The following is a 23,895-nucleotide window of genomic DNA, read 5'->3' on the forward strand; positions in this document are numbered from 1 at the left end:
TGTCGGCTCAATGAATACTGAACATTACATAAAGTAATGTTTGAATTGACTGTGCTGAATCCGAAGATTCAATGGTCACTTCGTTTCATTGAAACCTAATTTGATACCGAAGTATCGAATTGGATTATCATCAACGAGTGCCCACACAGATTGATAGGTTTATATTGTTAAAGAGCGTTCTTCTTTGTGACTCACATCACTTCGAAAGAGGCGGTCATTTTAGCGAGATAAAGTTTAGTGTCAACCACTTTTTTCAAACTTATTTTCAAGCGTTTCCACTTGGCTAATCGACCTTGCTAACTGGGCTTCATCGTTTCGAAACGTAAGCTTCGAAGCGTTCCCGTGTCAGCGAGGGGGCATTATAGAGATCGACGTCACGTTGGCAACCCCTTTTTGCAGTTTTTTTTGATTTTTTTGCTGTTTGAGTATTTTCTATTCAAAGATAGCTATTTTCCTTACTCTTCTACCTCTGTTTATCCAGAATTCCTCTATATAAGGAGAAAAAATGAGCGCCTTGCGTAGTTATAAAGATACACGCCCCGTCATTGGTGAGCGTGTCTATATTGATCAAAGCTCAGTATTGGTGGGCGATATTAAAATTGGCGATGACTCGAGCATCTGGCCTTTGGTTGCGGCTCGCGGTGACGTCAATCATATTCACATTGGCAAGCGAACCAATGTCCAAGATGGCAGCGTATTGCATGTTACGCACAAAAATCAGGAAAACCCTGATGGTTACCCACTTATTATTGGCAACGATGTCACTGTCGGTCATAAAGTGATGCTGCATGGGTGCATTATAAAAGACAGAGTGCTGGTAGGTATGGGCGCGATTGTATTGGATGGGGCGGTAATAGAAGAAGACGTCATGATTGGCGCTGGCAGTTTGGTCCCACCGGGAAAAACTCTCGAAAGCGGCTACTTGTATGTAGGCAGCCCAGTCAAACAGGCACGTCCTCTTAATGATAAAGAACGCGCCTTCCTACAAAAGTCAGCCGACAATTATGTGCAGAACAAAGAAGATTACCTGCATCATGTCGACGTGATTAGCAAATGACTTCGACTTGCCCTGACTGATTGAAGGTTTCGTCTTCAATCAGCTCTTCGGCTAACTCTTCCAGGTCAAATCGGTGCTGACTAAAGCAAACGAGAGCTTGCTCAGCACCTTGAAGTTTTTGCCCAGCCAATACTTCCAGCTGATTCAAGGTAACCACGCACTCTATCAACGCGCCTGACTGCTGCGCGGGAAACACGATTGCTTGCAGGTGGTCATCCCAATGCTGCATATCGGGAAACAGAATCGACTGATTCATTACATACCCTCTAGATTCTTTCTTAATTCGCGTAGAATTTGTTTTGTCCCTGGTCGGATGCCTCGCCATAACATAAAGCTTTCCGCAGCCTGCCCCACCAGCATGCCCAAGCCGTCGTATACTACCGCCGCGTTATGCTCAATTGCCCACTGGTTGAATGTCGTGTGACCGGAGCCATACATCATGTCATAAACTGTAGCGTTAGATGAGAAGATTGCCGATGAAATCGCAGGCAACTCGCCACTGAGACTGGAGGACGTCGAGTTGATGATAATGTCGTAGCTCTGTTCGATGTGTGCCATCTCAACCGCTTTGATCGAACCAAAGCTCGCGAACATCTCTTGTAACGTCTGCGCTTTGGATAAGGTCCGGTTGGTAATCACAATTTCAGCAGGTTTTTGGTCAAGCAAAGGCTTGATTACACCACGGGCAGCCCCTCCTGCGCCGATCAAGAGAATTCTTGCGCCTTCAATCACGACCTGATTCTGCAGTAGGTCCTGTACCAGCCCTTCACCATCGGTGTTATCACCCAAGATCTCGCCATCGTCGAGCTTTTTCAACGTATTGACGGCTCCCGCCAACTGAGCCCGCTCTGTTAAACGTGTCGCCAGTCGGTAGGCATCTTCCTTGAATGGCACTGTGACATTGCATCCTTTTCCGTCTTGAGCAAAAAAGGCTTCAGCCGCCGCAACAAATCCATCCACTGGAGCCAGTTCAGCGGTATACGTCAGTGACTGATTGGTTTGACGAGCAAACAGCGTATGAATAAAGGGAGACTTACTTTGGCTTATCGGGTTTCCAAAAACGGCATAACGATCTATCTGCTGGGTCATATCCTTACCTACTCAAAACAAAAAGGGCCATTGCAAACCAATGACCCTATCATTAACCCTATAAGGAAGAAAGTGTTACCAATCGCGAGGCTTCAAGTAGTTCTGATACAGCTCTGCTTCATGGGTTCCTGGCTCCACTTGGTAACTGTATTCCCATCGCGCCAGTGGTGGCATCGACATCAGAATCGACTCCGTACGCCCACCACTTTGCAGGCCAAACAGCGTTCCGCGGTCATAAACCAAGTTAAACTCAACATAGCGACCACGACGATAGAGCTGGAACTGACGCTCTCGCTCACCGTATTCGGTTGCTTTGCGACGCTCGACAATTGGCAGGTAGGCTTGGCAATACCCTTCACCAACGGCTTTGATGTAATCAAAACACTTATCGAACTCCCAATGATTCAAATCGTCAAAGAACAAACCACCAACACCACGTGTTTCATCACGATGAGGTAGGTAGAAATATTTGTCACACCACTCTTTATGCTCTGGATAAACTTCACTGCCGAACGGTGCACACACCTCTTTCGCAGTGTTATGCCAATATTGGGCATCTTCTTCAAACGGATAGAAAGGTGTCAGGTCAAAGCCACCACCAAACCACCAGATAGGCGCTTCACCGTCTTTCTCGGCAATAAAGAAACGCACATTGGCGTGGGATGTGGGGATATAAGGGTTTTTCGGGTGCATGACCAAAGACACGCCCATCGCTTCAAATCGACGGCCTGCAAGTTCAGGGCGATGTGCCGTAGCCGACGCTGGCATTTCTTTTCCCTGTACGTGCGAAAAGTTCACACCACCTTGCTCAAATACAGCCCCCTCTTTCATCACTCGAGTGCGACCACCACCACCTAAACGTTCACCAGGCTCACGACTCCACGCGTCTTCTATAAACTCAGCATGACCATCGGCCTGTTCAAGTTGCTGACAAATGGAATCCTGTAGCTCCATCAGGAACTGTTTCACTGCTTGCTTGTCGATGGCTGACATGTTTCTACTTCCTTTGCAGGGCTAACCCTGTCTTAATACCTTGGATGTTTTTGCGTCGCGAATTTCACTTGGCTTATCTCGCCCACCCGTTTCTCCCGCCAGAATTGCCACTAAGCGATCACCAAGTTGTTGCTCCACTTCAGCAGTCGTCATACAAGGGGGTTCACCGGTCAAATTTGCGCTGGTAGAGGTTAACGGCTTTCCAAGCGCATTACACATCTTTTGTACCAAAGGATGATCGGTCACACGCACCGCAATCGAGTCAAACTGGCCTGAAACCCAATCCGACACTTTATCGCTGCACGGCATGATCCAAGTAACAGGGCCAGGCCAAGTCTGATGGACTTTCTGTAGCTGCTCATCCGTCAGCTGAGACTCGTCAATGTATGGCAGCAATTGTTCATAGCTAGCAGCGATCAGGATCAGACCTTTTTCCACTGGCCTTTGTTTCAGTTCTAATAGTTTCTGAATCGCTTCAGGGTTATCAGGATCGCAACCAACACCGAACACACCCTCCGTCGGGTACGCAATCACTTCACCGTTTTTCAGAGCCAATAGAGCCTGCTCAAAATTATCCACTGATTCTTTCCTGTCTGATGTACTGTCTAATCACTAAGTTTACAAACAATCATTGGTAGTGACTAAAGCTATTTATTTATAAATTGTGTCAATCTGGATTTAAACCTCGCGCAAACGTTTGCTTGAGATTAAAATCCCCGTATAATGCGCTCAAATTTATCTGCTCATCAATAGAGTTGCATTAAAGGAGTTTAAGATGAAAGTCGGTATCATCATGGGTTCTAAATCTGACTGGCCAACCATGAAACTAGCAGCTGAAATGCTGGATCAGTTTGGCGTCGAATATGAAACAAAAGTGGTGTCAGCTCACCGTACTCCGCAGCTTCTTGCTGACTATGCCAACAGCGCTAAAGAGCGCGGCCTGAAAGTCATCATTGCCGGTGCTGGTGGCGCCGCTCATTTACCAGGCATGGCGGCCGCTTTCACTAGCTTACCTGTTCTCGGTGTCCCTGTTCAATCGCGAGCATTAAAAGGGATGGACTCGCTACTATCAATTGTTCAAATGCCAAAAGGTATCGCGGTAGGCACATTGGCCATTGGCGAAGCAGGTGCGGCGAATGCAGGCATTCTCGCGGCCCAGATCATCGGCACACACGATGACGCCGTGATGGAGAAAGTCGAAGCATTTCGCAACCAACAAACTGAAACCGTGTTAGCGAACCCAAACCCGGCAGAGGACTAATCCCATGCAAGTGTTAGTGCTTGGAGCGGGACAGCTGGCACGCATGATGTCACTGGCTGGTGCTCCTCTGAACATCGATATTATTGCGTATGATGTCGCGAGCGAGAATATCGTCCATCCACTGACTCAGTCGCTACTGGGCAAAGGGTTGGACAATGCGATTGAGCAAGCAGATGTAATTACCGCCGAGTTCGAGCATATCCCACATGATATTCTTGATGTTTGCCAAGCAAGCGGAAAGCTCTTCCCCTCTGCCGACGCCATCAAAGCTGGCGGTGACCGACGAATCGAAAAAGCATTGCTGGACAGGGCTAAGGTCCACAACGCCAAATACCATGTAATCCAAACACGCGAAGACTTTGCTCACGCTATAGAGTATGTCGGTATCCCAATGGTACTAAAGAGTGCCTTAGGTGGTTATGACGGCAAAGGCCAGTGGCGACTCAAAGACCCTGCTCAGATAGACGCAATATGGGCTGAGATGGAAACGTGTATTGGCGCCACCGAAACACAAGCGATTGTTGCGGAGGAGTTCGTTCCTTTTCAACGTGAAGTGTCACTTGTCGGTGCACGCGGTAAAAATGGCGAAGTCGCGGTCTACCCACTTGCAGAAAACGTCCACACCAATGGCGTGCTGAGCGTCTCAACAGCCATTGCCGATACTGAGTTGCAACAACAGGCACAAGAGATGTTCACTGCGGTAGCTAACGAACTTAACTATGTGGGCGTGCTAGCCCTTGAGTTCTTTGATTTGAATGGTACCTTGCTGGTCAACGAAATCGCACCTCGTGTCCACAACTCTGGCCACTGGACACAACAAGGTGCAGAAACCTGTCAGTTTGAGAATCACTTACGAGCAGTGTGTGGCATGCCACTGGGTAGCACCAAGCTGATCCGCGAAACGTCGATGATCAATATCCTCGGTGAAGATACCCTGCCAGAAAGCGTACTCGCTATGCCGGGATGTCACGTTCACTGGTATGGAAAAGACAAACGCGCAGGACGTAAGATGGGCCACATTAACGTGTGCGGTGATTACAGCGGTGAACTGCAACGTCAATTATCTGCTCTGGCAGAAATCCTAGACGCGGATGCTTTCGCGGCGGTTCATGAGATCGCGCGTCACATTAAGCACTAGTCATCGCAAACTTGATAAAAACAAAAACGGCGCTGAAACAGCGCCGTTTTTATTGTTCACTCTGGGTGTGATGGCATTTTCGATCAGCGCACTGATGTTTAATCCCACTAGTGAGCTTTTTCTCAATTAATAAAAGAAAACCACACTTTTCACACTTACCCTTAACTGGCGGCTGATTGACCGCAAACTTGCATTTAGGGTAGTTATCGCAGGCAAAGAAAGCTTTGCCAAAGCGGTTCTTCCTCTCGACCAAATGACCTTTACCACACTCCGGGCACGCATGTTCTACTTGAGCCTCTTGTTCAGTCGGTTGCTCAAGCGACTCGATATGGTCACAGTGCGGATAATGACTGCAACCAATAAACATACCGTAACGCCCTTGGCGGAGCACCAGTTCATTAGAGCACTCCGGACAGGGTACGCCCAGCTCTTTAATGATATGGCCGTCATTCTGATGTAAAGGTTGGATAAAGTCGCAGGTTGGATACTGATTACAGCCCAAAAACGGGCCGTGCTTGCCGTGGCGAAGTTGTAGCTCGCCCTCGCGCTGCTCAGACTGGCATTTAGGGCACGCTTTATGTTCTAAAGCGTGCTCATGGGCCGAAAACAACTGATGATCTATTTTACCGCTCATAGCCACTCATGGAGTTTAGTGAAGAATACCTTGCTCTTTGGTATACAACAGCTCTTCCATAAGCGTGTAGGCGTTTTCATTACCTGGAACATTGAACAGCACCATCAGAACAATCCATTTCAGATCATCCAGTTCGAACTCGTCTGTTTCAAGCCCCATGATACGGTCAATCACCATTTCACGCGTCTCAGTCGTCAGCACATTGACCTGCTCAAGGAAAGTCAGAAAACCTCGCGATTCAAGGTTTAAGCGCTCACACTCTTTCGCGGTATAGATACGCGTTGAGGTGGATGTGCTGCAAATGGAAATCGCGGAATGCGTTTCGCTTTGCTGCAATGCAGCCAACTCTTCCAGCCAGACAAGGGCTTTATAGATGTCTTTTTGATGAAAGCCAGCACGAAGTAATTCTTCTTCTAGCTCATCTTGATTGACCTGTAACTCCGCATCGCTATGGATGTAAGTTTCAAACAGATACATAAGGATATCCATCATCATAGCTAGCCCCTCCCCTTTCGAATATAGCCACCGGAAACCGCAACAACATGCCCTGAGAGCTCAAGCTCCAAGAGCTGCATCATGACTTCATGCACAGGTATATTGGTCCTGCTTGCAAGAATATCAACTGGTGTAGCCTTACTTCCTACGTTAGCTAACAGCTGAGGAAATGGCAATTCTTCTTTGCAATCAATTTGTTCAAATAGATCGCTTTGCACTGGCGGCTTATTAACATCAGACCAGCGAATCAGACTGTCAATTTCATCGGTTATGTCAGAAACCTGCTGAACCAGACACGCGCCCTGTTTTATCAACAGGTTACATCCTCTCGCATGGGGATGATGAATCGAGCCGGGAATCGCAAACACTTCGCGACCTTGCTCCATCGCATAACGAGCGGTGATCAGAGAGCCACTTTTCTCTGCCGCTTCTATGACTAAAACGCCCAATGACAAACCACTAATGATTCGATTTCGGCGTGGAAAATTATCGGCTTTTGGCTTCACATTAGGATGGAACTCAGACACCAATGCCCCTTGTTGAACGATTCGTTGAGCTAACTTCTTATGCCGTGCCGGATACACAGAATTTAAGCCACAACCGAGCACGGCGATGGTTTGGCCATTGCCATTCAGAGCCCCATCATGAGCATAACCATCAACGCCTAACGCTAAACCACTGGTCACGACCATATCTTGATTCACCAGTTGGGTTGCAAAGTTGCGTGCGGTGTTAAGCCCATCAATACTGGCATTGCGACTGCCCACGATAGCCATTTGTGGCCGAGACAGGCTCTCTAGCTGACCTTCAACAAACAGTATTGCTGGCGCAGCGTCAGCCTGTTTCAGTAGTGCCGGATAACGCTGATCACTCAAAGGTAGAATGGTTCTGGCACTTGATTCTGCTTGCCACTCGAAACACGCCTCAATATCCTCCGCAGCTCGGTGTTGGAGATAATTCAGTTGCGAGTCGGAAAAGCCTAAACGGCGTAATGTCTCGGGTGAAGAGTCAATGATGTTAACTGGAGAGTCTACCGCTACCAGACGCTGAAACGTTTTGGGCCCAATCCGCGGCGTAAAGTACAAGCTCAGCCAAGCCGTCAGTTCTTCTTTCGTCATAGGAAAATTTAATCCGGCCTAACACCTTGTTACACGACACTGACGAGCTAGAGAGAGTCAGCCTAAACCTCTTATTCCAAACAAAGCTTGGCTACTCAGTGTTCGCCAAATTTGACATGATTCACAGTGCAATTTAACTCGGGGAAAATACGCAAAAGTGTAATGAGGCTGTCATTTGAGTGGCAAAATGTCTAGAATTGAGCCAACAAGGTTTATCCTGATTCGGCTCAGTTCAACATTTCGAGTGTATATGTCTGTATTACAAGTATTAACATTCCCAGATGAGCGCCTTCGCACTGTTGCAAAACCAGTGGAGAAGGTGACCCCTGAGATTCAAAAGTTCGTCGACGACATGATTGAAACCATGTATGACGAAGAAGGTATTGGTCTTGCGGCAACGCAGGTCGATTTCCACCAACGCATCGTCGTTATCGATATTTCAGAAACTCGAGATCAACCAATGGTTTTGATCAACCCTGAAATTCTTGATAAGCGTGGCGAAGATGGCATTGAGGAAGGCTGTCTGTCTGTTCCTGGTGCACGAGCACTGGTTTCGCGTGCTGCGGAAGTCACGGTGAAAGCACTTGACCGTGATGGCAAAGAATACACATTTGAAGCAGATGACCTGCTTGCTATTTGTGTTCAGCATGAGCTTGACCATTTAGAAGGCAAACTTTTTGTCGATTATCTTTCGCCTCTAAAACGCAAGCGCATTCAGGACAAACTGGCAAAAATCAAACGCTTTAACGAAAAGCAAGCCAGCCAAGCCTAATGGCTCACTAAAGGAACGTACTTTGAGCAAACCTTTGAAAATTGTTTTTGCCGGTACTCCGGACTTCGCCGCCCGTCACTTGGCGGCGTTGTTGTCTTCGGAGCACGAGGTTATTGCGGTCTACACCCAGCCAGACCGTCCAGCGGGCCGAGGCAAGAAGCTGACTGCCAGCCCAGTAAAGAACATCGCGCTTGAGCATGATATCCCGGTTTACCAACCAGAAAACTTTAAGTCAGATGACGCCAAGCAAGAACTGGCTGATTTGAATGCGGATCTGATGGTCGTGGTCGCTTACGGCTTATTGCTGCCACAAGCAGTACTTGATACGCCGAAACTAGGTTGTATCAACGTTCATGGTTCGATTCTGCCACGTTGGCGCGGTGCCGCTCCTATCCAGCGCTCTATTTGGGCTGGCGATCAGGAGACAGGCGTCACTATTATGCAGATGGATATCGGCTTAGATACTGGCGATATGCTGAAAATTGCCACTTTGCCGATCGAAGCCAAAGATACCAGCGCTTCTATGTATGAAAAGCTGGCAGGGCTTGGCCCGCAAGCTCTGGTTGAGTGTCTGGCTGACATTGCTGACGGCAAAGCGTCTCCTGAAAAGCAAGATGACGAGCTGGCCAATTACGCCAAAAAGCTCAGCAAAGAAGAAGCACGCATTAACTGGAGTGATGACGCTGAGCATATTGAACGTTGTGTGCGCGCCTTCAATCCTTGGCCGATGAGTCATTTTGAAGCCGCCGACAACAGCATCAAAGTCTGGCAAAGCCGCGTTGACGTTCAAACGACAACTGAAGCACCCGGCACCATACTGCAAGCAGATAAAACGGGAATCTACATTGCCACTGGCAAGCATGTTCTGGTTCTTGAACAGCTTCAGGTACCCGGTAAAAAAGCCATGCCAGTTCAGGATATCCTCAACTCGCGTGCCAGCTGGTTTGAAGTCGGCACTCAGCTGACCTAATTTATACGTACTTTTTGAGGGTGGAGACACCCTCCCTTACTGCTAAGGTATTCAACATGAATGTTCGCGCTGCTGCGGCTAATGTCCTTTTCCAAGTGGTCGATAAAGGCCAGTCTCTGTCTAACGCACTTCCTGCGGCTCAACAACAAGTCAAACCTCGCGACCAAGCACTGTTACAGGAAATCTGTTACGGATCGTTGCGTTATTTACCTCGCCTTGAATCGATCGCTAATGAGTTGATGGATAAGCCGCTTAAAGGCAAACAACGCGTTTTCCACCACCTGATTCTGGTTGGTATTTACCAATTGAGCTTTATGCGTATTCCAGCACACGCTGCCGTCGGTGAAACCGTTGAAGGCACCAAAACGCTCAAAGGCCCACGCCTACGCGGATTAATCAATGCAGTGTTACGTAACTATCAGCGTAGCCAAGAAGAGCTAGACGCTCATGCCATGAGCCACAATGCCGGTAAATACGGTCATCCGAGCTGGTTACTTAAACTGCTTCAGGACGCCTACCCACAGCAATGGCAAGACATTATTGAAGCCAACAACAGCAAAGCGCCAATGTGGCTGCGTGTGAATCACCAACATCACAGTCGTGATGAATACCAGCAACTGCTCAAAAATGAAAACATAGATAGCAGTATTCACAGTGAAGCGAGCGACGCCCTAAAATTGGCCGCCCCGTGCGATGTGACAAAATTGCCAGGCTTTGAGAAAGGTTGGGTTTCCGTTCAGGATGCCGCTGCTCAGTTGTCGATTAACTACCTGACGCCACAAGATGGCGAGTTAATTCTAGATTGCTGTGCCGCACCGGGAGGCAAAACCGCCCATATTCTTGAACGTACTCAAGATGCACAGGTTGTGGCTATTGACTGTGATGACAGCCGCCTCAAACGCGTACACGACAACCTGCAACGCCTTCAACTGAAAGCGCAAGTTATTTGCGGTGACGCACGTAAGCCAAAAGATTGGTGGCAAGGCGAGCAATTTGATCGCATCCTGCTTGATGCGCCTTGTTCAGCCACTGGTGTTATTCGCCGCCACCCAGATATCAAATGGCTGCGTCGTGGTGATGACATCGCAGCATTGGCAGAGCTACAAAGCGAGATTCTGGATGCGATGTGGCAACAGCTGAAGCCGGGCGGTACGCTGGTTTATGCGACCTGCTCTGTGACACCACAAGAAAACAGTGAACAGGTGAAAGCGTTTCTGGCGCGCACCGCGAATGCTCAGTTAGAGGGTTCGCCAGCAGACAATCCAGGACGCCAAGTTCTTCCGGGAGAAGAGGACATGGATGGCTTTTATTACGCCATCCTGACAAAAATCGCGTAGTAATTCGGGGATCATCGAGCCCCTAAATTTTGGTTAGACGAGAAACGGTATGAAAATCATCATTCTTGGCGCTGGTCAGGTAGGCGGTACACTGGCAGAGAATCTGGTCGGTGAAAACAACGACATCACCATAGTCGACAGAAACAGCGATCGGCTACGTGAGCTGCAAGATAAATATGATTTACGGGTAGTGAACGGTTACGCCAGTCACCCAGATGTACTGCGTGAAGCGGGCGCACAAGATGCCGACATGTTGGTCGCCGTGACCAATATGGATGAAACCAATATGGCCGCCTGTCAGGTTGCCTTTTCTCTGTTTAACACTCCCAATAGAATCGCTCGGATCCGCTCGCCACAATATCTGGCCGAGAAAGAAGCGTTATTCCAATCCGGTGCCGTTCCGGTTGACCACCTGATCGCACCTGAAGAATTGGTGACCAGCTACATCGAGCGCCTGATCCAATATCCGGGTGCACTGCAAGTGGTGAGCTTTGCCGAGCAGAAAGTCAGCTTAGTGGCGGTGAAAGCGTATTACGGTGGTCCACTGGTTGGTAATGCCCTATCAGCACTACGTGAGCACATGCCACATATTGATACGCGCGTTGCCGCCATTTTCCGTCAGGGTCGCCCTATCCGCCCTCAAGGCACCACCATTATCGAAGCCGATGATGAAGTGTTCTTCGTCGCTGCGAGTAACCACATCCGTTCGGTCATGAGTGAACTGCAGCGATTGGAAAAGCCGTATCGCCGCATCATGATTGTCGGGGGTGGCAACATCGGCGCCAGCTTAGCTAAGCGCCTTGAACAGTCTTACAGCGTCAAGTTGATTGAGCGCAGTTACCAGCGCGCGGAAAAGCTGTCTGAAGAGCTGGAAAACACCATTGTCTTCTGTGGTGACGCTGCGGATCAGGAACTGCTTACCGAAGAAAATATCGATCAGGTCGACGTGTTCATCGCCCTGACCAATGAAGACGAAACCAACATCATGTCCGCCATGCTGGCAAAACGCATGGGGGCCAAAAAAGTGATGGTGCTTATCCAGCGCGGCGCCTATGTGGATCTGGTTCAGGGTGGAGTGATTGACGTCGCTATCTCACCTCAGCAAGCAACCATTTCTGCCTTGCTAACGCACGTCCGCCGGGCTGACATTGTTAACGTCTCTTCCCTGCGTCGCGGCGCAGCAGAAGCCATCGAAGCCATCGCTCACGGTGATGAAACCACGTCTAAAGTCGTTGGCCGCGCGATTGGCGATATAAAACTACCACCGGGCACGACGATCGGTGCCATTGTCCGTGGTGAAGAAGTATTGATTGCTCATGACCGAACCGTGATTGAGCAAGACGACCACGTGGTGATGTTCCTGGTGGATAAAAAGTACGTCCCAGACGTCGAAGCATTATTCCAACCGAGTCCTTTCTTCCTTTAGGATTGACACTATGGTCAACTTCCGTCCTGTACTGTTTGTTATCGGGCTGGTTCTGTCGAAACTGGCCCTATTCATGTATGTACCCACGCTGGTGGCTTTCTTTACCGGCACCTCAGGTTTCCTTGAGTTTGGCCAGTCAGTGGTCATCACTCACCTTGCCGCGTTCGTCTGTCTGACAATCGGTCGCACCAGAGATTTCAAACTCAGCGCACGCGATATGTTCCTCATCACCAGTCTGGTGTGGATGGTCGCCAGTGCCTTTGCCGCGCTGCCGTTTGTGTTTATCAACCACATCAGCTTTACCGATGCGTACTTTGAAACCATGTCTGGCATTACGACAACAGGCTCAACCGTACTCAGTGGGCTGGATGACATGGCTCCGAGCATCTTGCTGTGGCGTTCTATCTTGCAATGGCTTGGCGGGATAGGCTTCATTGTTATGGCGGTCGCGGTGCTGCCGATGCTCAACGTCGGTGGTATGAAGCTATTCCATACCGAGTCTTCTGATTGGTCAGACAAAAGCAGCCCACGCGCCAAAACCGTGGCAAAAAACATCATGTTGGTGTATTTGATCCTGACTGGATTGTGCATGGTGGGCTACCTTCTGACCGGCATGAATTTGTTTGAGGCCATTAACCATTCGTTCACAACTCTCTCGACTGGCGGCTATTCCACTTCAGATGGCTCAATGAACCACTTTTCTAAAGGGTCTCACTGGGTTGCGACGCTGTTTATGTTCCTCGGTGGGTTACCCTTCCTGCTGTTTGTGGCAGCGATGCGCAAGCGGCGGATAAATGAGCTTGTCAACGACGCGCAGGTGCGCGGTTTCACCTATCTGTTTCTCATCACCAGCCTAATCATTTCATCTTGGCTAGTGATACGGGATGACTACAGCATCATGGATGCACTACGGGTGTCGATGTTCAACATCGTCTCTGTGGTGACAACCACAGGGTTTGGCCTAGAAGACTTCACCGCGTGGGGCGCATTGCCAACCACCTTATTTGCCTTCTTAATGATGGCGGGGGCTTGTTCGGGGTCGACCTCTGGCGGAATCAAAGTCTTCCGCTTTCAGATTGCGATGACGCTACTCAACAAACAGATGATGAAGCTGATCCACCCTTCTGGGGTATTTGTTCAGCGTTACAACCACAGACCGGTAAACGACGACATCGTACGCTCTGTGGTTGCGTTCGCACTGATGTTCTTTATCACGATTATTTTTATTGCTGGATGCTTAAGTGCATTGGGACTGGATCCTATTACCAGCATTTCCGGGTCTATCACCGCCGTGGCCAACGTTGGCCCAGGCATGGGTGCAGTGATTGGGCCGACAGGTAACTTTGCCCCATTACCAGATGCCGCTAAGTGGCTCCTCAGCTTCGGAATGCTGATGGGACGACTGGAAATCCTCACCTTATTGGTGCTGTTTTTCCCGGCTTTCTGGAAACGTTAAGGACACAACAATGAACAAACTTATCGGACTTTTTACCTTGCTGACCAGTTCACTGGTGTTTGCCAGCCAAACCGTCACCCTTGAAGATGGTCGCCAGGTTCAGCTCAATGACGACTTCACTTGGCAATATGTAATGCCAGTGGAAGCAACCAAAACCGATGAGATGGCAGTAGCTGAAGAGACCGTTCAGCCCGCTGCTACCATTCCGGTCAAGAAGCCCAAGGTGGCAGCCATTCCGTTGATCGGAAAAGCGGTAGGGACCATTGTCACTGTCGGTAGCGAGCGTGCCACCATGCAGCTATCTGACTCAGGTGTGGAAGTGTTATTAGGCGCGGTGAGCTATCAAGATGGTCAGCTGATGATTCCAACCTCAGTCACGAACCAAAGCAGCCAGTCAGTGATTTTAGTTGAAATCGAAATTCAGGTCGCGACGACCTCTGGAGATGTGCTGAGCAAAGAGTCGGTCAAAGTGTGGCAATCTATCAAACGCATGGCCGACACGTATCTACGCCCTCAACAGGCAGAGCAGGGTAAAACAATTGAACTGGCGATCGATCAGGCTGAGCAGTATTTAGTGACCGCCAAAGTCGTTAATCTCGAAACGCGTTAGATCGGATCGACATAAAGATAAATCGCCAGAAAGTGACAAGCGCATCCTGCTAAAACGAACCCGTGCCAAATGGCATGATTAAATGGGATGCGCTTAGCAACATAGAAAATCACCCCTAGTGAATAGATCACTCCTCCCGCGGCCAGCAAAGTTAACCCACCGACATCCAGATTCAATGCCAGTTGATAAATGACCACCAGCGATAGCCAACCCATCAATAAGTAGGTCACAAGCGAAAGCTTTTTAAAACGATAGACAAACGCCAATTTCATGATGATGCCGACCAGCGCGATGGTCCATATGACGATCATCAAACCAATCGCCAAAGGCGTTCTGAGACTGACAAGCAGAAATGGTGTATAGCTGCCAGCAATCAGCAAATAAATCGCACAGTGATCAAACGTCTTCAGCGCCCGCTTGGCTTTCTGATAAGGAATCGCGTGATACAGAGTAGAAGCCAGAAACAGCACGATCATGCTGCCACCGTAGATGCTCATACTGGTAATAGTCAGAGCATCCGCATTGTGATCAACAGCTTTGATCAGCAGCAATACTAAGCCCACTATGCCAAGTACCATACCGATACCGTGGGTCAGTGTATTGGCGATTTCTTCTTTGACGCTGTAAGGCGCAGTGTGATTGGTCGACATAACAAGCCATACTCTGGTGGAATATTTACTCCAAAGTATGGCACATTCAGCTTACACTTGTAAGCCCAAACTGTTAACTTTACGTTAAGAGTGACTGTCGAGATACTCTAAAACTTGCTGACCTGCCTGATCTGCTGGGGTATGAACGGAGATCGTCAACTGACGTTTTAACTGCCCACCGCCTAACAAGCTCGCTAGCATTCCTCTTGCACCTTCACGATGTCGATCAATTTCAAACCACATCTGTAATTCATCATCACTGCGATACGCCACCATTTCCAATTCACGCCAGCGACCGTGGAAAGGCCCCGTGGTCGGCACAAATTCAAACTCCTGAACAAAAGGCAGCTCAAATCCCTCTACCGCTTCACACTCAACCTGACGGATACGCAGCCCCTGCTCTTCCAAAGCCGTAAAAATGCCATCTAACAAAGGATCAGGACGAACTGTAAGAATATCAGTGTCACTGGGATCTTTAGCTAAGGCGATATTCAGCCCGGTTTCCAACCACACTTTGGAGTCGCCAATGGTGACGGGCGCATTCCACGGCACATCCAGCTCTACTTCAAAATCACGCGTTTCACCCGGCTCGATGGTAAATGCATACGGCAACGTCCAGTGAGCCAAGGTATAGCTGGTCGGTATACGACGCATATGGCCGCTGTTATGCTCGTCTCTGTCTTGATTGGCTGGTACTTCTTTGATGTAGCGGCAATAAAGCTTCATCTCAATATTATCAATTTCCTGCGCCGTCGAGCCGCCGTAGACATGAATCGTCACATTGACTTTTTCACCCGGATACAGCACTTCCTGCTGCAGAACGGAATCGACTTTTGCAGAACCGATACCAAAACTCGCGAGGGTTTTCTTAAAAAACGACATACACACCTCCTTGGTAAAGCGCAGCCATCCACATAATCACACGGTATCATACTAATCCGCACGCTTGTCTCACTGCTACTACGCCTCTCACATAATTGTAGTGAGAGGAAACAAACACGATCGATTAGATATCGATCAATTGATCGGATGATGCTAATCTGATCCCTGATATGCATATTTCATATCATTATTCCTGATTAGCTACTTGGATTGGCGTGAGCCAGAAGAGCCATCCTTCAGTAATGAAGCGCAACTCATAGTTAATCAGGCCATAAGTTCGGCAATGGATGTGCCTGGCAGTTAGGTTAATCAATGCGCCCAACAGCAGTCAGGTGTACGTCGCACACAAACCGTGCGATGCGTCGTCGTGGTGGCTTTGTCACTACTCCAGCGGCACAAAAACTCGCGCCCGGAATGACTTTAGTGAAAAAGACGGCTTTGATGGCGTCTTCTTCAGCCAAAGTCACTAAGGCGGCATAGACATAAAGCGCAGTCTCCACTGCGCTTTTTTCTTTTTTCTTTTCTCACTCTCCCCATCCCTGAATCCATGGTATTGCCCTGCCTGATTTGGTACCTTAACCTCATACCAACATAAAAAGTGTGGAGAAAGCCGATGAAGTGTCATCGCATTGAAGAGCTGCTCGAACTACTCGAGCCTGAATGGCAAAAAGATCAGCAAATGAACCTGCTGCAGTTTATTGTCCAACTCACGCAGGAAGCGGGTTACGAAGGAAAGCTGGAAGATCTCACCGATGATGTACTGATCTACCATCTCAAAATGCGCAACAGCGGCAAAGATGAAATGATTCCGGGGCTAAAAAAAGATCAAGAAGACGATTTTAAAACCGCTATTTTGCGGGCGCGTGGCATCATCGAATAATCAGGCTTAAGCCAGAGCGACCAGGAGGTCGCTTTTTTTATATCCAAATCATTTAGACAGGCAAAACTGTTAGGCGATTTATTTATAAAACTGTACTGATCTTTGTTGTTAAAGGTTGATAGCCTTAAAGAAATAAAAAAATGATTGCGTATATAATCGCCGTCCATAAGAAAATACTAAAATATTAAAGAGCAAAGTCGACAGAGCGGGATCGCTAAGAAATCTCGCCTTTAGCCCAAGAAGGAAGCGTAATGAGTCAGGACAAAATTGAGATAAAAGACGTGACTCCAAAAACCTTTAACCCCAAGACGCACAAAAACACTGGGGACAGGTTTAACCCGAGCAACCGCATCTACGTGCGTGAAAGTAAGGGCACATTTCAACAGTTACGTCGCTATGGAGGCTGGTTGCTGCTGGTTCTCTTCGCTATGGTGCCATGGATTCCATACGGAGAACGTCAGGCGGTTTTACTAGACCTTGGTCATCAGCAGTTTAACTTCTTTGGTACCACACTTTACCCGCAAGATCTGACCTTGCTGGCACTGCTGTTCATGATTTCCGCGTTCGGTCTGTTCTTCCTTACCACCTTCTTAGGTCGGGTATGGTGTGGCTATTTGTGTCCGCAAACCGTCTGGACCTTCATGTACATCTGGTTTGAAGAGAAGCTGGAAGGCAGCGCCAACAAACGCCGCAAACAAGATTCAGGCAAGCTGACCGCTAACCTCGCCATGCGCAAAGGGCTTAAGCACTTAGCATGGTGGGCCATTGCACTGGCAACAGGCTTCACCTTTACTGGCTACTTTGTCCCGATCAAAGATCTTGTACTCGGGTTCTTCACCTTTAACGCCGATTTCTGGCCTGTGTTCTGGGTGCTATTCTTTGCAGGCTGTACCTACGCCAATGCAGGCTGGATGCGCTCGATCATGTGTGTCCACATGTGCCCGTATGCGCGCTTCCAGTCAGCCATGTTTGATAAAGATACCTTCATCGTTGGCTATGACACGAAACGAGGCGAATCTCGTGGTGCTCGCTCACGTAAAGCCGATCCAAAAGCTCTGGGTTTAGGCGACTGTATCGACTGTAACCTGTGTGTGCAGGTGTGTCCGACCGGTATCGATATTCGCGATGGCCTGCAATATGAGTGCATCAACTGTGGCGCTTGTATTGATGCCTGTGACAATACGATGGATCGTATGGGCTATGAAAAAGGCCTGATCAGCTACACCACAGAGCATCGTTTGTCAGGCAAACACACTAAAGTCATGCGCCCTAAATTACTTGGCTATGGCGCAGTACTGTTAGTCATGATCGGTTTGTTCTTTGCTCAAGTGGCTGCCGTTGACCCAGCAGGCCTTAGCGTGCTGCGTGACCGTAATCAGTTATTCCGCGTCAACAGCTCCGGCGAAGTCGAAAACACCTACACACTGAAGATCATCAACAAAACTCAGCAAACTCAAGAGTATAAGTTGGATGTGTCAGGACTCACTGATGTATCTTGGTATGGCAAACAAACTGTCCACGTTTCACCGGGTGAAGTGTACAACCTGCCAATGAGCTTAGGCGTCAATCCGGACAATCTCAGCTCTCCTGTCGCGACAATTCAGTTTATACTGTCCGATAGAGAAGACTTTACGATTGAAGTAGAAAGCCGCTTTATTAAAAAACTTTAGCGGCTACCTCTACCTAAAACATGGAAAAGGGCTCAGCAATGAGCCCTTTTTATTTATGACACAACAAGCCTTTAACTTTGATGCTCTGACGCCCGACTTTATGTGGTACGCCTTGGAAAGCATCGGCATTCGCGCCGAATCTGGCTTTCTGCCACTCAACAGCTATGAAAACCGTGTTTATCAGTTTACCGATGAAGAGCGTCAACGTTATGTGGTGAAGTTCTATCGCCCCGAGCGCTGGAGCTCAGAGCAGATACAAGAAGAACACGACTTTACCCTGGAGCTGATTGAATCCGACATCCCGGTTGCCCCTCCGATAAAAATCCAAGGGAAAACTCTGCATCAGTATCAGGGGTATCTGTTTGCACTGTTTGCCAGTGTTGGCGGACGCCAGTTTGAAGTGGATAACCTCGAACAACTGGAAGGCGTAGGGCGTTTCCTTGGTCGAATCCATAAAGTCGGTGCTCGAATGCCCTTTCAGCACAGACCCACCATCAGCCTCGAAGAATACCTGCATCAACCACGTAAGATTCTGGAGCAATCACAGTTTATTCCATTTCATCTGGAGAATGCCTTCTTCAATGATTTAGACTTGTTGATTCAATCGTTGCAACAACAATGGGATGACTCAGCCAACATCATTCGCCTTCACGGTGATTGCCATCCGGGTAATATTCTCTGGCGCGACGGCCCGATGTTTGTCGACCTTGATGATTCTCGTAATGGGCCAGCAGTGCAAGACTTGTGGATGATGCTCAATGGCGAGCGTGCCGATAAGCTGATGCAGCTCGATATCCTGCTTGAGGCGTATCAGGAGTTTAACGACTTTAATACCAACGAATTGAAACTAATTGAACCTTCACGCGGTCTACGTATGGTGCACTATATGGCATGGTTGGCAAAAAGATGGCAGGATCCTGCTTTTCCTATCGCCTTCCCGTGGTTTGATGATCCAAAATACTGGGAAAGCCAGGTATTAGCTTTCAAAGAACAAATTTCGGCATTGAGTGAGCCACCACTCTCACTGATGCCTCAGTGGTAAGAAGCCAAAATGAAAAACATGGAGTCAATAATGAAAAAGCTGTTTGCACTTGTCGCAACTGTTATGTTGAGCCTTTCTGCTCACGCCGCTCAATTCAAAGAAGGTGAACATTATCAAGTTCTTGATATTCCTTCAGCTTCTCTCAGCAAGGCTTCACAAAAGCCAACCGTGACCGAGTTCTTCTCTTTCTACTGCCCACACTGTAATACGTTTGAGCCAATCATCGAGCAGCTAAAAGCTCAACTTCCAGAAGGGGCAAAATTCCAGAAAAATCACGTTTCCTTCATGGGTGGTAGCATGGGTGAGTCGATGAGCAAAGCTTACGCGACTATGGTAGCGCTGAAAGTGGAAGACAAAATGGTGCCAGTCATGTTTAACCGCATTCACAACATGCGTAAGCCACCAAAAAATGATGAAGAATTGCGTCAAATCTTCCTAGACGAAGGCATTGATGCGAAGAAATTTGATGCGGCATTCAAAGGCTTTGCCGTTGACTCTATGGTACGCCGCTTCGACAAGCAGTTTAAAGACAGCGGCCTGTCTGGCGTACCAGCAGTGGTCGTGAACAATAAGTACCTTGTTCAGGCACAGAGCATCAAGACGATTAACGAATACTTCGAGCTGGTTAACTTCCTGCTGACTAAAAAGTAATGAGTTGATTACGTAAAAAAGGGAGCCTTGGCTCCCTTTTTAGTGTTCGATTGATTTACTTATCCTGATGAATCTCTTTTAGCAGTTCATCTTTATCCTGCCATACTTCACCCAGCCATTGCTGAAACTGGCGTTTAAACGGCTTATCATTGAAGTAATCACCGCGTACGCTGTCATCGACAGGCAACACTTTAATACGTACGACTATCTTGGTCATTCGCCCCATCAGCATGTCGCGAAAAGGCTTATCGGTGTTTTCCGGATACGCCAGCGTGACATCAATAATGTTTTCGAACTGATCGCCCATAGCCGCCAACGTATACGCAATCCCGCCCGTTTTAGGCTGCAACAAATACTGATAGCCCGCTTTGCTCTTTTTCTGCTTCTGCTCAGTAAAACGTGTGCCTTCCACATAATTCACCACGGTCGTTGGGGTATGCTTGAACTTGGCACAAGATCGACGAGTTGTTGCCAAATCCTGACCACGCTTTTCCGGGTGGCGAATCAAATACTCTCTGGAATAGCGGCGCATAAACGGCATATCCAGCGCCCAACACGCCATGCCTATAAACGGAACGTAAAATAATTGTTGCTTAAGAAAGAACTTCGGCATGGGAATGCGGTCTTTAAACACACAGCACAATACTACGATGTCCGTCCAGCTGAGATGATTGCTGATCAGTAAATACCAACCGTCCTTTCTCAGACTTTCTCCGCCTTCGATGTCCCACTCGACACGATTGAACATAGAAAGAATGGCCGAATTTATGGTTGCCCATAACCACATCATCCGATTGGCCATTGCAGTACCTTTTGCCTGCAATTTACTTGTTGGTAACACGACTTTAATCAAAGCAATGATACAAATGGCGACCGAGCAAAAAGCTGAGTTAAGGATGACCAGAGTCACATTCAGTACAAGGAGTAGGTATGCAAACATAACGCTTATTAATGAGATCCCAGATAGAATTTATAACGTTTCATTTATGAATAATAAAACAGCGTGTAATTATACAATTCCTTAACCACATTGGAATCACTCTGACGATGGTCAGATTAGTTCGACAAAACTTCGACAACCACTTATCTAAAGTACAACGGTTCATAACAAGGAGAACCCTCAATGAAAGCCAAACTCTCTCTAATAGCCCTGTCGCTGGTTGCCCTTCCAACGATGGCTCAGCTATCAGAACAAGCAGGATTTAGTGGTGAAGTGTCACTCAGCGCTGGATTTGCCTCTACCACTTCAAACTTCAATACCGATGGCGATAAGACCATCAATGATGTCAATCAAACGGCGTCTTCAGACAGTGGCGCGCTGGTACTGCCACTTGGTAGCTTGGCCTATACCTTCGGTACAAATTTAGACAAACAGTTTTACGTAGGTATGGCTCGTGAAGATATTGCTGTCGGTACCCTAGCATTAGAACTGGGCTACAAGCAGCAGCTTGCTTCAGGGATGGTGATCGATGCTTCTTTCCTACCAACTGTGATGTCAGGCGAAACTTGGTCGGATCCATTCTTAACCGGTCAGGAACGTCAAACCACAGACGAAACAGGTAATGCATTCCGTCTGAAGTTCAACAATATTATGGGTTCTAACTTCAGCCTAGATACTGCCTACGCGACTCGCGATATTGACGATGAGAAGTCTGGTGCCGGAGATAGCACTCTAACAACCGCAGAGCGAAATTCCTTACAACGCGACGCTTCGTCCATCTACCTAAAAGGGGACTATCGTCAGCAACTCACTCGCACTTCTTTCCTACAACCGTCATTAACCTACGTCAAAACCGATGCCGACGGTGATGCCAACTCACTCGATTCGATTGGCGGTGAGCTAAGTTACTTTAAGATCATGAATCGTCATCAGTTCGCACTGACCGCTGGCTACACCAACCGTTCTTACGACGCCGTCAACCCAATTTACGGCAAGACGCGTGACGAAGATGAACTGAGCTTCTTTGCTGCCTACGAATATCAAGAGTTCATGGGCTGGAAAGACTGGTCATTGATTTCGTTTGCCGGTTACTCCACCACCGACTCCAACATCGACTTCTACGATGAAGACCAGTACTTGTTCTCGGTTGGTATGAACTACCAGTTCTAAATGGAACGACAGCCCGCCTAGCGCGGGCTTTTTTATACTGCCTGAGCAGTCAATTGCTTAAGCAATCGGTCCATTGCCCGATACCCCAACGCTTCAGCCAGATGATGGCGAGCAATCTGTGACTGACCATCTAAATCCGCAATGGTGCGCGCGACCTTGATGATTCGATGATAAGCCCGAATTGACAACCCGAGCCGGTGCAACGCACTTTCCAAAAACTGCGCATCTTCTTTTTTCAATGGGCAATACTCCTCTATCTCGCGACTGCCCAACAGTGCATTGACCTTATTGGAGCGCTCCAGCATACAGGCTCTGGCATTGAGCACTCTTTGCTTAACCACCTGTGTTGGTTCACCACGATCGCCACCTTCGGCCAAAGTACCTTTAGGCAAGGCTGGGATCTCAAGTGACATATCAAAACGATCCAGTAAAGGGCCAGATAGCCGACTCAGATAACGTAAAATGGTTTGCGGATTCACTCTGGATTGATTGCCTTCGTAATACCCCGTCGGGCTCGGATTGAGCGCCCCCACCAGTTGAAAGCGTGCAGGGAAGCGAGTTTTTCCCTGAGCGCGAGAGATAATAATTTCCCCAGATTCCAGCGGCTCACGCAGCGAATCAAGTACTTTGCGTTCAAACTCTGGCATTTCATCAAGAAACAGCAAGCCATTGTGCGCCAAAGAAATTTCACCCGGCCTTGGAATCGTGCCACCACCAACAAGGGCGGCCATTGAGCTTGAGTGGTGCGGAGCACGAAAGGGGCGCCGCTTCCAGTTGAGCGCATTAATCTCCTGCTGAGTCAGCGACGCAACAGACGCCGTTTCCATTGCTTCGTCGTCACTCATTTCCGGCAGCAAATCGCACAAACGCGAGGCAAGCATGGTTTTCCCTGTCCCGGGCGGACCTAAAAATAACAAGTTGTGGTTTCCTGCTGCGGCAATTTCCAAAGCACGTTTGCCTTGCTGCTGACCAATGATGTCTTGTAAGTCACGGCCATTATCCACCGCTCGGTGCAGATTTTGCGTTTGATGCAGGCTAAGTTGTTGTTGGCCGCAAAGATCAGCACATACTTCCAATAAGCTTTGAGCGGATTTATGTTGTTCTTCGCCCACTAAAGCGGCTTGATCGCCGTTGTAATGAGGTACCACTAGGCTTCGCTGTGCTTTATTGGCTGCCAGTGCCGCAGGCAATACCCCTTTCACTCCGCGCAGCTCACCTGACAAAGCCAGTTCACCAACAAATTCTTTTTCTGCCAAACCGCTGACTGGGATCTGCTCTGAAGCGGCAAGAATGCCAAGTGCAATCGGCAGATCAAAACGCCCTCCTTCCTTGGGCAGATCGGCGGGCGCAAGATTGACCGTGATTCGCTTGGCTGGAAACTCAAATCGAGAGTTAATGATCGCACTGCGCACTCTGTCGCGTGATTCTTTAACAGTGGTTTCCGGTAATCCGACCAAGCAGAAACCTGGCATTCCATTACTGATATGCACTTCTACTGTCACAGGGGGTGCTTCGACCCCCACCGATGCCCGACTGTAAATAATGGCTAGGCCCATAATCTTCCCTACATTCTCTGCTATCTATTTATCTGTTTGATAACTTGCGCACTTTTCTAACAATCTTGTTATATAGCTTGGTGAGATGATGAGAGAAT

At 48.4% G+C, this 23,895-nt stretch carries 26 protein-coding genes; 15 read left to right on the forward strand and 11 right to left on the reverse strand.

What is annotated here, in order from left to right; translation table 11 throughout:
* Positions 1-505: 505 nt before the first annotated feature.
* Complete coding sequence (locus tag F0265_RS23045; RefSeq protein ID WP_171750486.1) at positions 506-1,057, forward strand: gamma carbonic anhydrase family protein; 552 nt, start codon at positions 506-508, stop codon at positions 1,055-1,057.
* Here F0265_RS23045 and F0265_RS23050 read toward each other — a convergent pair.
* The 4 genes from F0265_RS23050 to F0265_RS23065 all read right to left on the reverse strand — a co-directional run bounded on the left by F0265_RS23050 (position 1,047) and on the right by F0265_RS23065 (position 3,718).
* Complete coding sequence (locus tag F0265_RS23050) at positions 1,047-1,313, reverse strand: DUF1488 domain-containing protein (RefSeq protein WP_045987380.1); 267 nt, start codon at positions 1,311-1,313, stop codon at positions 1,047-1,049. The two genes, F0265_RS23045 and F0265_RS23050, sit on opposite strands and share 11 nt — an antisense overlap.
* Positions 1,313-2,146, reverse strand: a complete 834-nt coding sequence (gene aroE, locus F0265_RS23055) for a shikimate dehydrogenase (RefSeq protein ID WP_171750487.1) — start codon at positions 2,144-2,146, stop codon at positions 1,313-1,315. Before aroE ends, F0265_RS23050 begins: the two co-directional genes overlap by 1 nt.
* Before the next feature lie 75 nt (positions 2,147-2,221).
* Positions 2,222-3,139: an oxygen-dependent coproporphyrinogen oxidase gene (hemF, locus tag F0265_RS23060; protein ID WP_171750488.1), complete on the reverse strand. Its 918-nt coding sequence runs from the start codon at positions 3,137-3,139 to the stop codon at positions 2,222-2,224.
* 21 nt (positions 3,140-3,160) lie between these two features.
* On the reverse strand, positions 3,161-3,718 hold the full coding sequence (locus tag F0265_RS23065; protein ID WP_019274031.1) for an L-threonylcarbamoyladenylate synthase: 558 nt from the start codon (positions 3,716-3,718) through the stop codon (positions 3,161-3,163).
* A 196-nt stretch (positions 3,719-3,914) separates the two neighbouring features.
* On the opposite strand from F0265_RS23065, the gene purE reads away from it, so the two are divergent.
* The gene (gene purE / locus F0265_RS23070; protein WP_006957519.1) at positions 3,915-4,400 is read left to right on the forward strand and encodes a 5-(carboxyamino)imidazole ribonucleotide mutase; all 486 of its coding nucleotides are present in this window, start codon (positions 3,915-3,917) and stop codon (positions 4,398-4,400) included.
* Positions 4,401-4,404: 4 nt separating this feature from the next.
* A complete protein-coding gene (locus F0265_RS23075) occupies positions 4,405-5,538 on the forward strand; it encodes a 5-(carboxyamino)imidazole ribonucleotide synthase (RefSeq protein WP_171750489.1) in 1,134 nt (377 codons plus the stop codon).
* Positions 5,539-5,587: 49 nt separating this feature from the next.
* On the opposite strand, the gene F0265_RS23080 is transcribed toward F0265_RS23075, so the two are convergent.
* From F0265_RS23080 to dprA, 3 genes are read right to left on the reverse strand one after another with little or no spacing between them, the layout of a single operon-like run.
* Positions 5,588-6,172 carry a type I DNA topoisomerase gene (locus tag F0265_RS23080; protein WP_171750490.1) on the reverse strand — a complete coding sequence of 195 codons (585 nt, stop codon included), beginning with the start codon at positions 6,170-6,172 and terminating at the stop codon, positions 5,588-5,590.
* Between the two features lie 15 nt (positions 6,173-6,187).
* Entirely contained in the window at positions 6,188-6,667 is a 480-nt protein-coding gene (locus F0265_RS23085; protein WP_006957516.1) for a DUF494 family protein, read from the reverse strand.
* A gap of 2 nt (positions 6,668-6,669) precedes the next feature.
* Positions 6,670-7,785, reverse strand: a complete 1,116-nt coding sequence (gene dprA, locus F0265_RS23090) for a DNA-processing protein DprA (RefSeq protein WP_171750491.1) — start codon at positions 7,783-7,785, stop codon at positions 6,670-6,672.
* Positions 7,786-8,035: 250 nt separating this feature from the next.
* Between dprA and def the strand changes: the two genes are divergently transcribed.
* From def to F0265_RS23120, 6 genes are read left to right on the forward strand one after another with little or no spacing between them, the layout of a single operon-like run.
* Entirely contained in the window at positions 8,036-8,557 is a 522-nt protein-coding gene (gene def / locus F0265_RS23095) for a peptide deformylase (protein WP_006957514.1), read from the forward strand.
* Positions 8,558-8,579: 22 nt separating this feature from the next.
* Positions 8,580-9,527: a methionyl-tRNA formyltransferase gene (gene fmt, locus F0265_RS23100; RefSeq protein WP_171750492.1), complete on the forward strand. Its 948-nt coding sequence runs from the start codon at positions 8,580-8,582 to the stop codon at positions 9,525-9,527.
* A gap of 56 nt (positions 9,528-9,583) precedes the next feature.
* Positions 9,584-10,864: a 16S rRNA (cytosine(967)-C(5))-methyltransferase RsmB gene (gene rsmB, locus F0265_RS23105; RefSeq protein ID WP_045987373.1), complete on the forward strand. Its 1,281-nt coding sequence runs from the start codon at positions 9,584-9,586 to the stop codon at positions 10,862-10,864.
* A 49-nt stretch (positions 10,865-10,913) separates the two neighbouring features.
* The gene (trkA, locus tag F0265_RS23110) at positions 10,914-12,290 is read left to right on the forward strand and encodes a Trk system potassium transporter TrkA (RefSeq protein WP_006957511.1); all 1,377 of its coding nucleotides are present in this window, start codon (positions 10,914-10,916) and stop codon (positions 12,288-12,290) included.
* A gap of 10 nt (positions 12,291-12,300) precedes the next feature.
* Positions 12,301-13,746 carry a TrkH family potassium uptake protein gene (locus F0265_RS23115; protein WP_045987372.1) on the forward strand — a complete coding sequence of 482 codons (1,446 nt, stop codon included), beginning with the start codon at positions 12,301-12,303 and terminating at the stop codon, positions 13,744-13,746.
* A 10-nt stretch (positions 13,747-13,756) separates the two neighbouring features.
* Positions 13,757-14,356, forward strand: coding sequence for a DUF3157 family protein (locus tag F0265_RS23120; RefSeq protein WP_171750493.1), 600 nt, complete (start codon positions 13,757-13,759; stop codon positions 14,354-14,356).
* Here the strand turns inward: F0265_RS23120 and F0265_RS23125 are convergent.
* Positions 14,353-15,006 carry a hemolysin III family protein gene (locus tag F0265_RS23125; RefSeq protein ID WP_082312994.1) on the reverse strand — a complete coding sequence of 218 codons (654 nt, stop codon included), beginning with the start codon at positions 15,004-15,006 and terminating at the stop codon, positions 14,353-14,355. The two genes, F0265_RS23120 and F0265_RS23125, sit on opposite strands and share 4 nt — an antisense overlap.
* 84 nt (positions 15,007-15,090) lie before the next feature.
* Positions 15,091-15,888: a sporulation protein gene (locus F0265_RS23130; protein WP_171750494.1), complete on the reverse strand. Its 798-nt coding sequence runs from the start codon at positions 15,886-15,888 to the stop codon at positions 15,091-15,093.
* 312 nt (positions 15,889-16,200) lie between these two features.
* Between F0265_RS23130 and F0265_RS23135 the strand changes: the two genes are divergently transcribed.
* The 5 genes from F0265_RS23135 (at position 16,201) to F0265_RS23155 (ending at position 20,131) form a co-directional block, all read left to right on the forward strand.
* Entirely contained in the window at positions 16,201-16,368 is a 168-nt protein-coding gene (locus F0265_RS23135) for a hypothetical protein (protein WP_171750495.1), read from the forward strand.
* 133 nt (positions 16,369-16,501) lie between these two features.
* Complete coding sequence (locus F0265_RS23140) at positions 16,502-16,768, forward strand: YihD family protein (RefSeq protein WP_065740920.1); 267 nt, start codon at positions 16,502-16,504, stop codon at positions 16,766-16,768.
* 251 nt (positions 16,769-17,019) lie between these two features.
* The gene (gene ccoG, locus F0265_RS23145; RefSeq protein ID WP_171750496.1) at positions 17,020-18,438 is read left to right on the forward strand and encodes a cytochrome c oxidase accessory protein CcoG; all 1,419 of its coding nucleotides are present in this window, start codon (positions 17,020-17,022) and stop codon (positions 18,436-18,438) included.
* Between the two features lie 55 nt (positions 18,439-18,493).
* Positions 18,494-19,480, forward strand: coding sequence for a serine/threonine protein kinase (locus F0265_RS23150; RefSeq protein ID WP_171750497.1), 987 nt, complete (start codon positions 18,494-18,496; stop codon positions 19,478-19,480).
* A gap of 30 nt (positions 19,481-19,510) precedes the next feature.
* Positions 19,511-20,131, forward strand: coding sequence for a thiol:disulfide interchange protein DsbA/DsbL (locus F0265_RS23155; RefSeq protein WP_006957502.1), 621 nt, complete (start codon positions 19,511-19,513; stop codon positions 20,129-20,131).
* A gap of 55 nt (positions 20,132-20,186) precedes the next feature.
* Here the strand turns inward: F0265_RS23155 and F0265_RS23160 are convergent, their stop codons facing one another.
* Positions 20,187-21,071, reverse strand: a complete 885-nt coding sequence (locus F0265_RS23160) for an acyltransferase (protein WP_171750498.1) — start codon at positions 21,069-21,071, stop codon at positions 20,187-20,189.
* 183 nt (positions 21,072-21,254) lie between these two features.
* On the opposite strand from F0265_RS23160, the gene F0265_RS23165 reads away from it, so the two are divergent.
* Positions 21,255-22,241, forward strand: coding sequence for a DUF2860 domain-containing protein (locus F0265_RS23165; protein ID WP_171750499.1), 987 nt, complete (start codon positions 21,255-21,257; stop codon positions 22,239-22,241).
* A 32-nt stretch (positions 22,242-22,273) separates the two neighbouring features.
* Here F0265_RS23165 and F0265_RS23170 read toward each other — a convergent pair whose 3' ends face one another.
* Positions 22,274-23,797: a YifB family Mg chelatase-like AAA ATPase gene (locus tag F0265_RS23170; protein WP_171750500.1), complete on the reverse strand. Its 1,524-nt coding sequence runs from the start codon at positions 23,795-23,797 to the stop codon at positions 22,274-22,276.
* Positions 23,798-23,895 lie beyond the last annotated feature (98 nt).

This window comes from Vibrio sp. RE88, from assembly GCF_013113835.1.
In the GTDB taxonomy this organism is placed as follows: domain Bacteria; phylum Pseudomonadota; class Gammaproteobacteria; order Enterobacterales; family Vibrionaceae; genus Vibrio.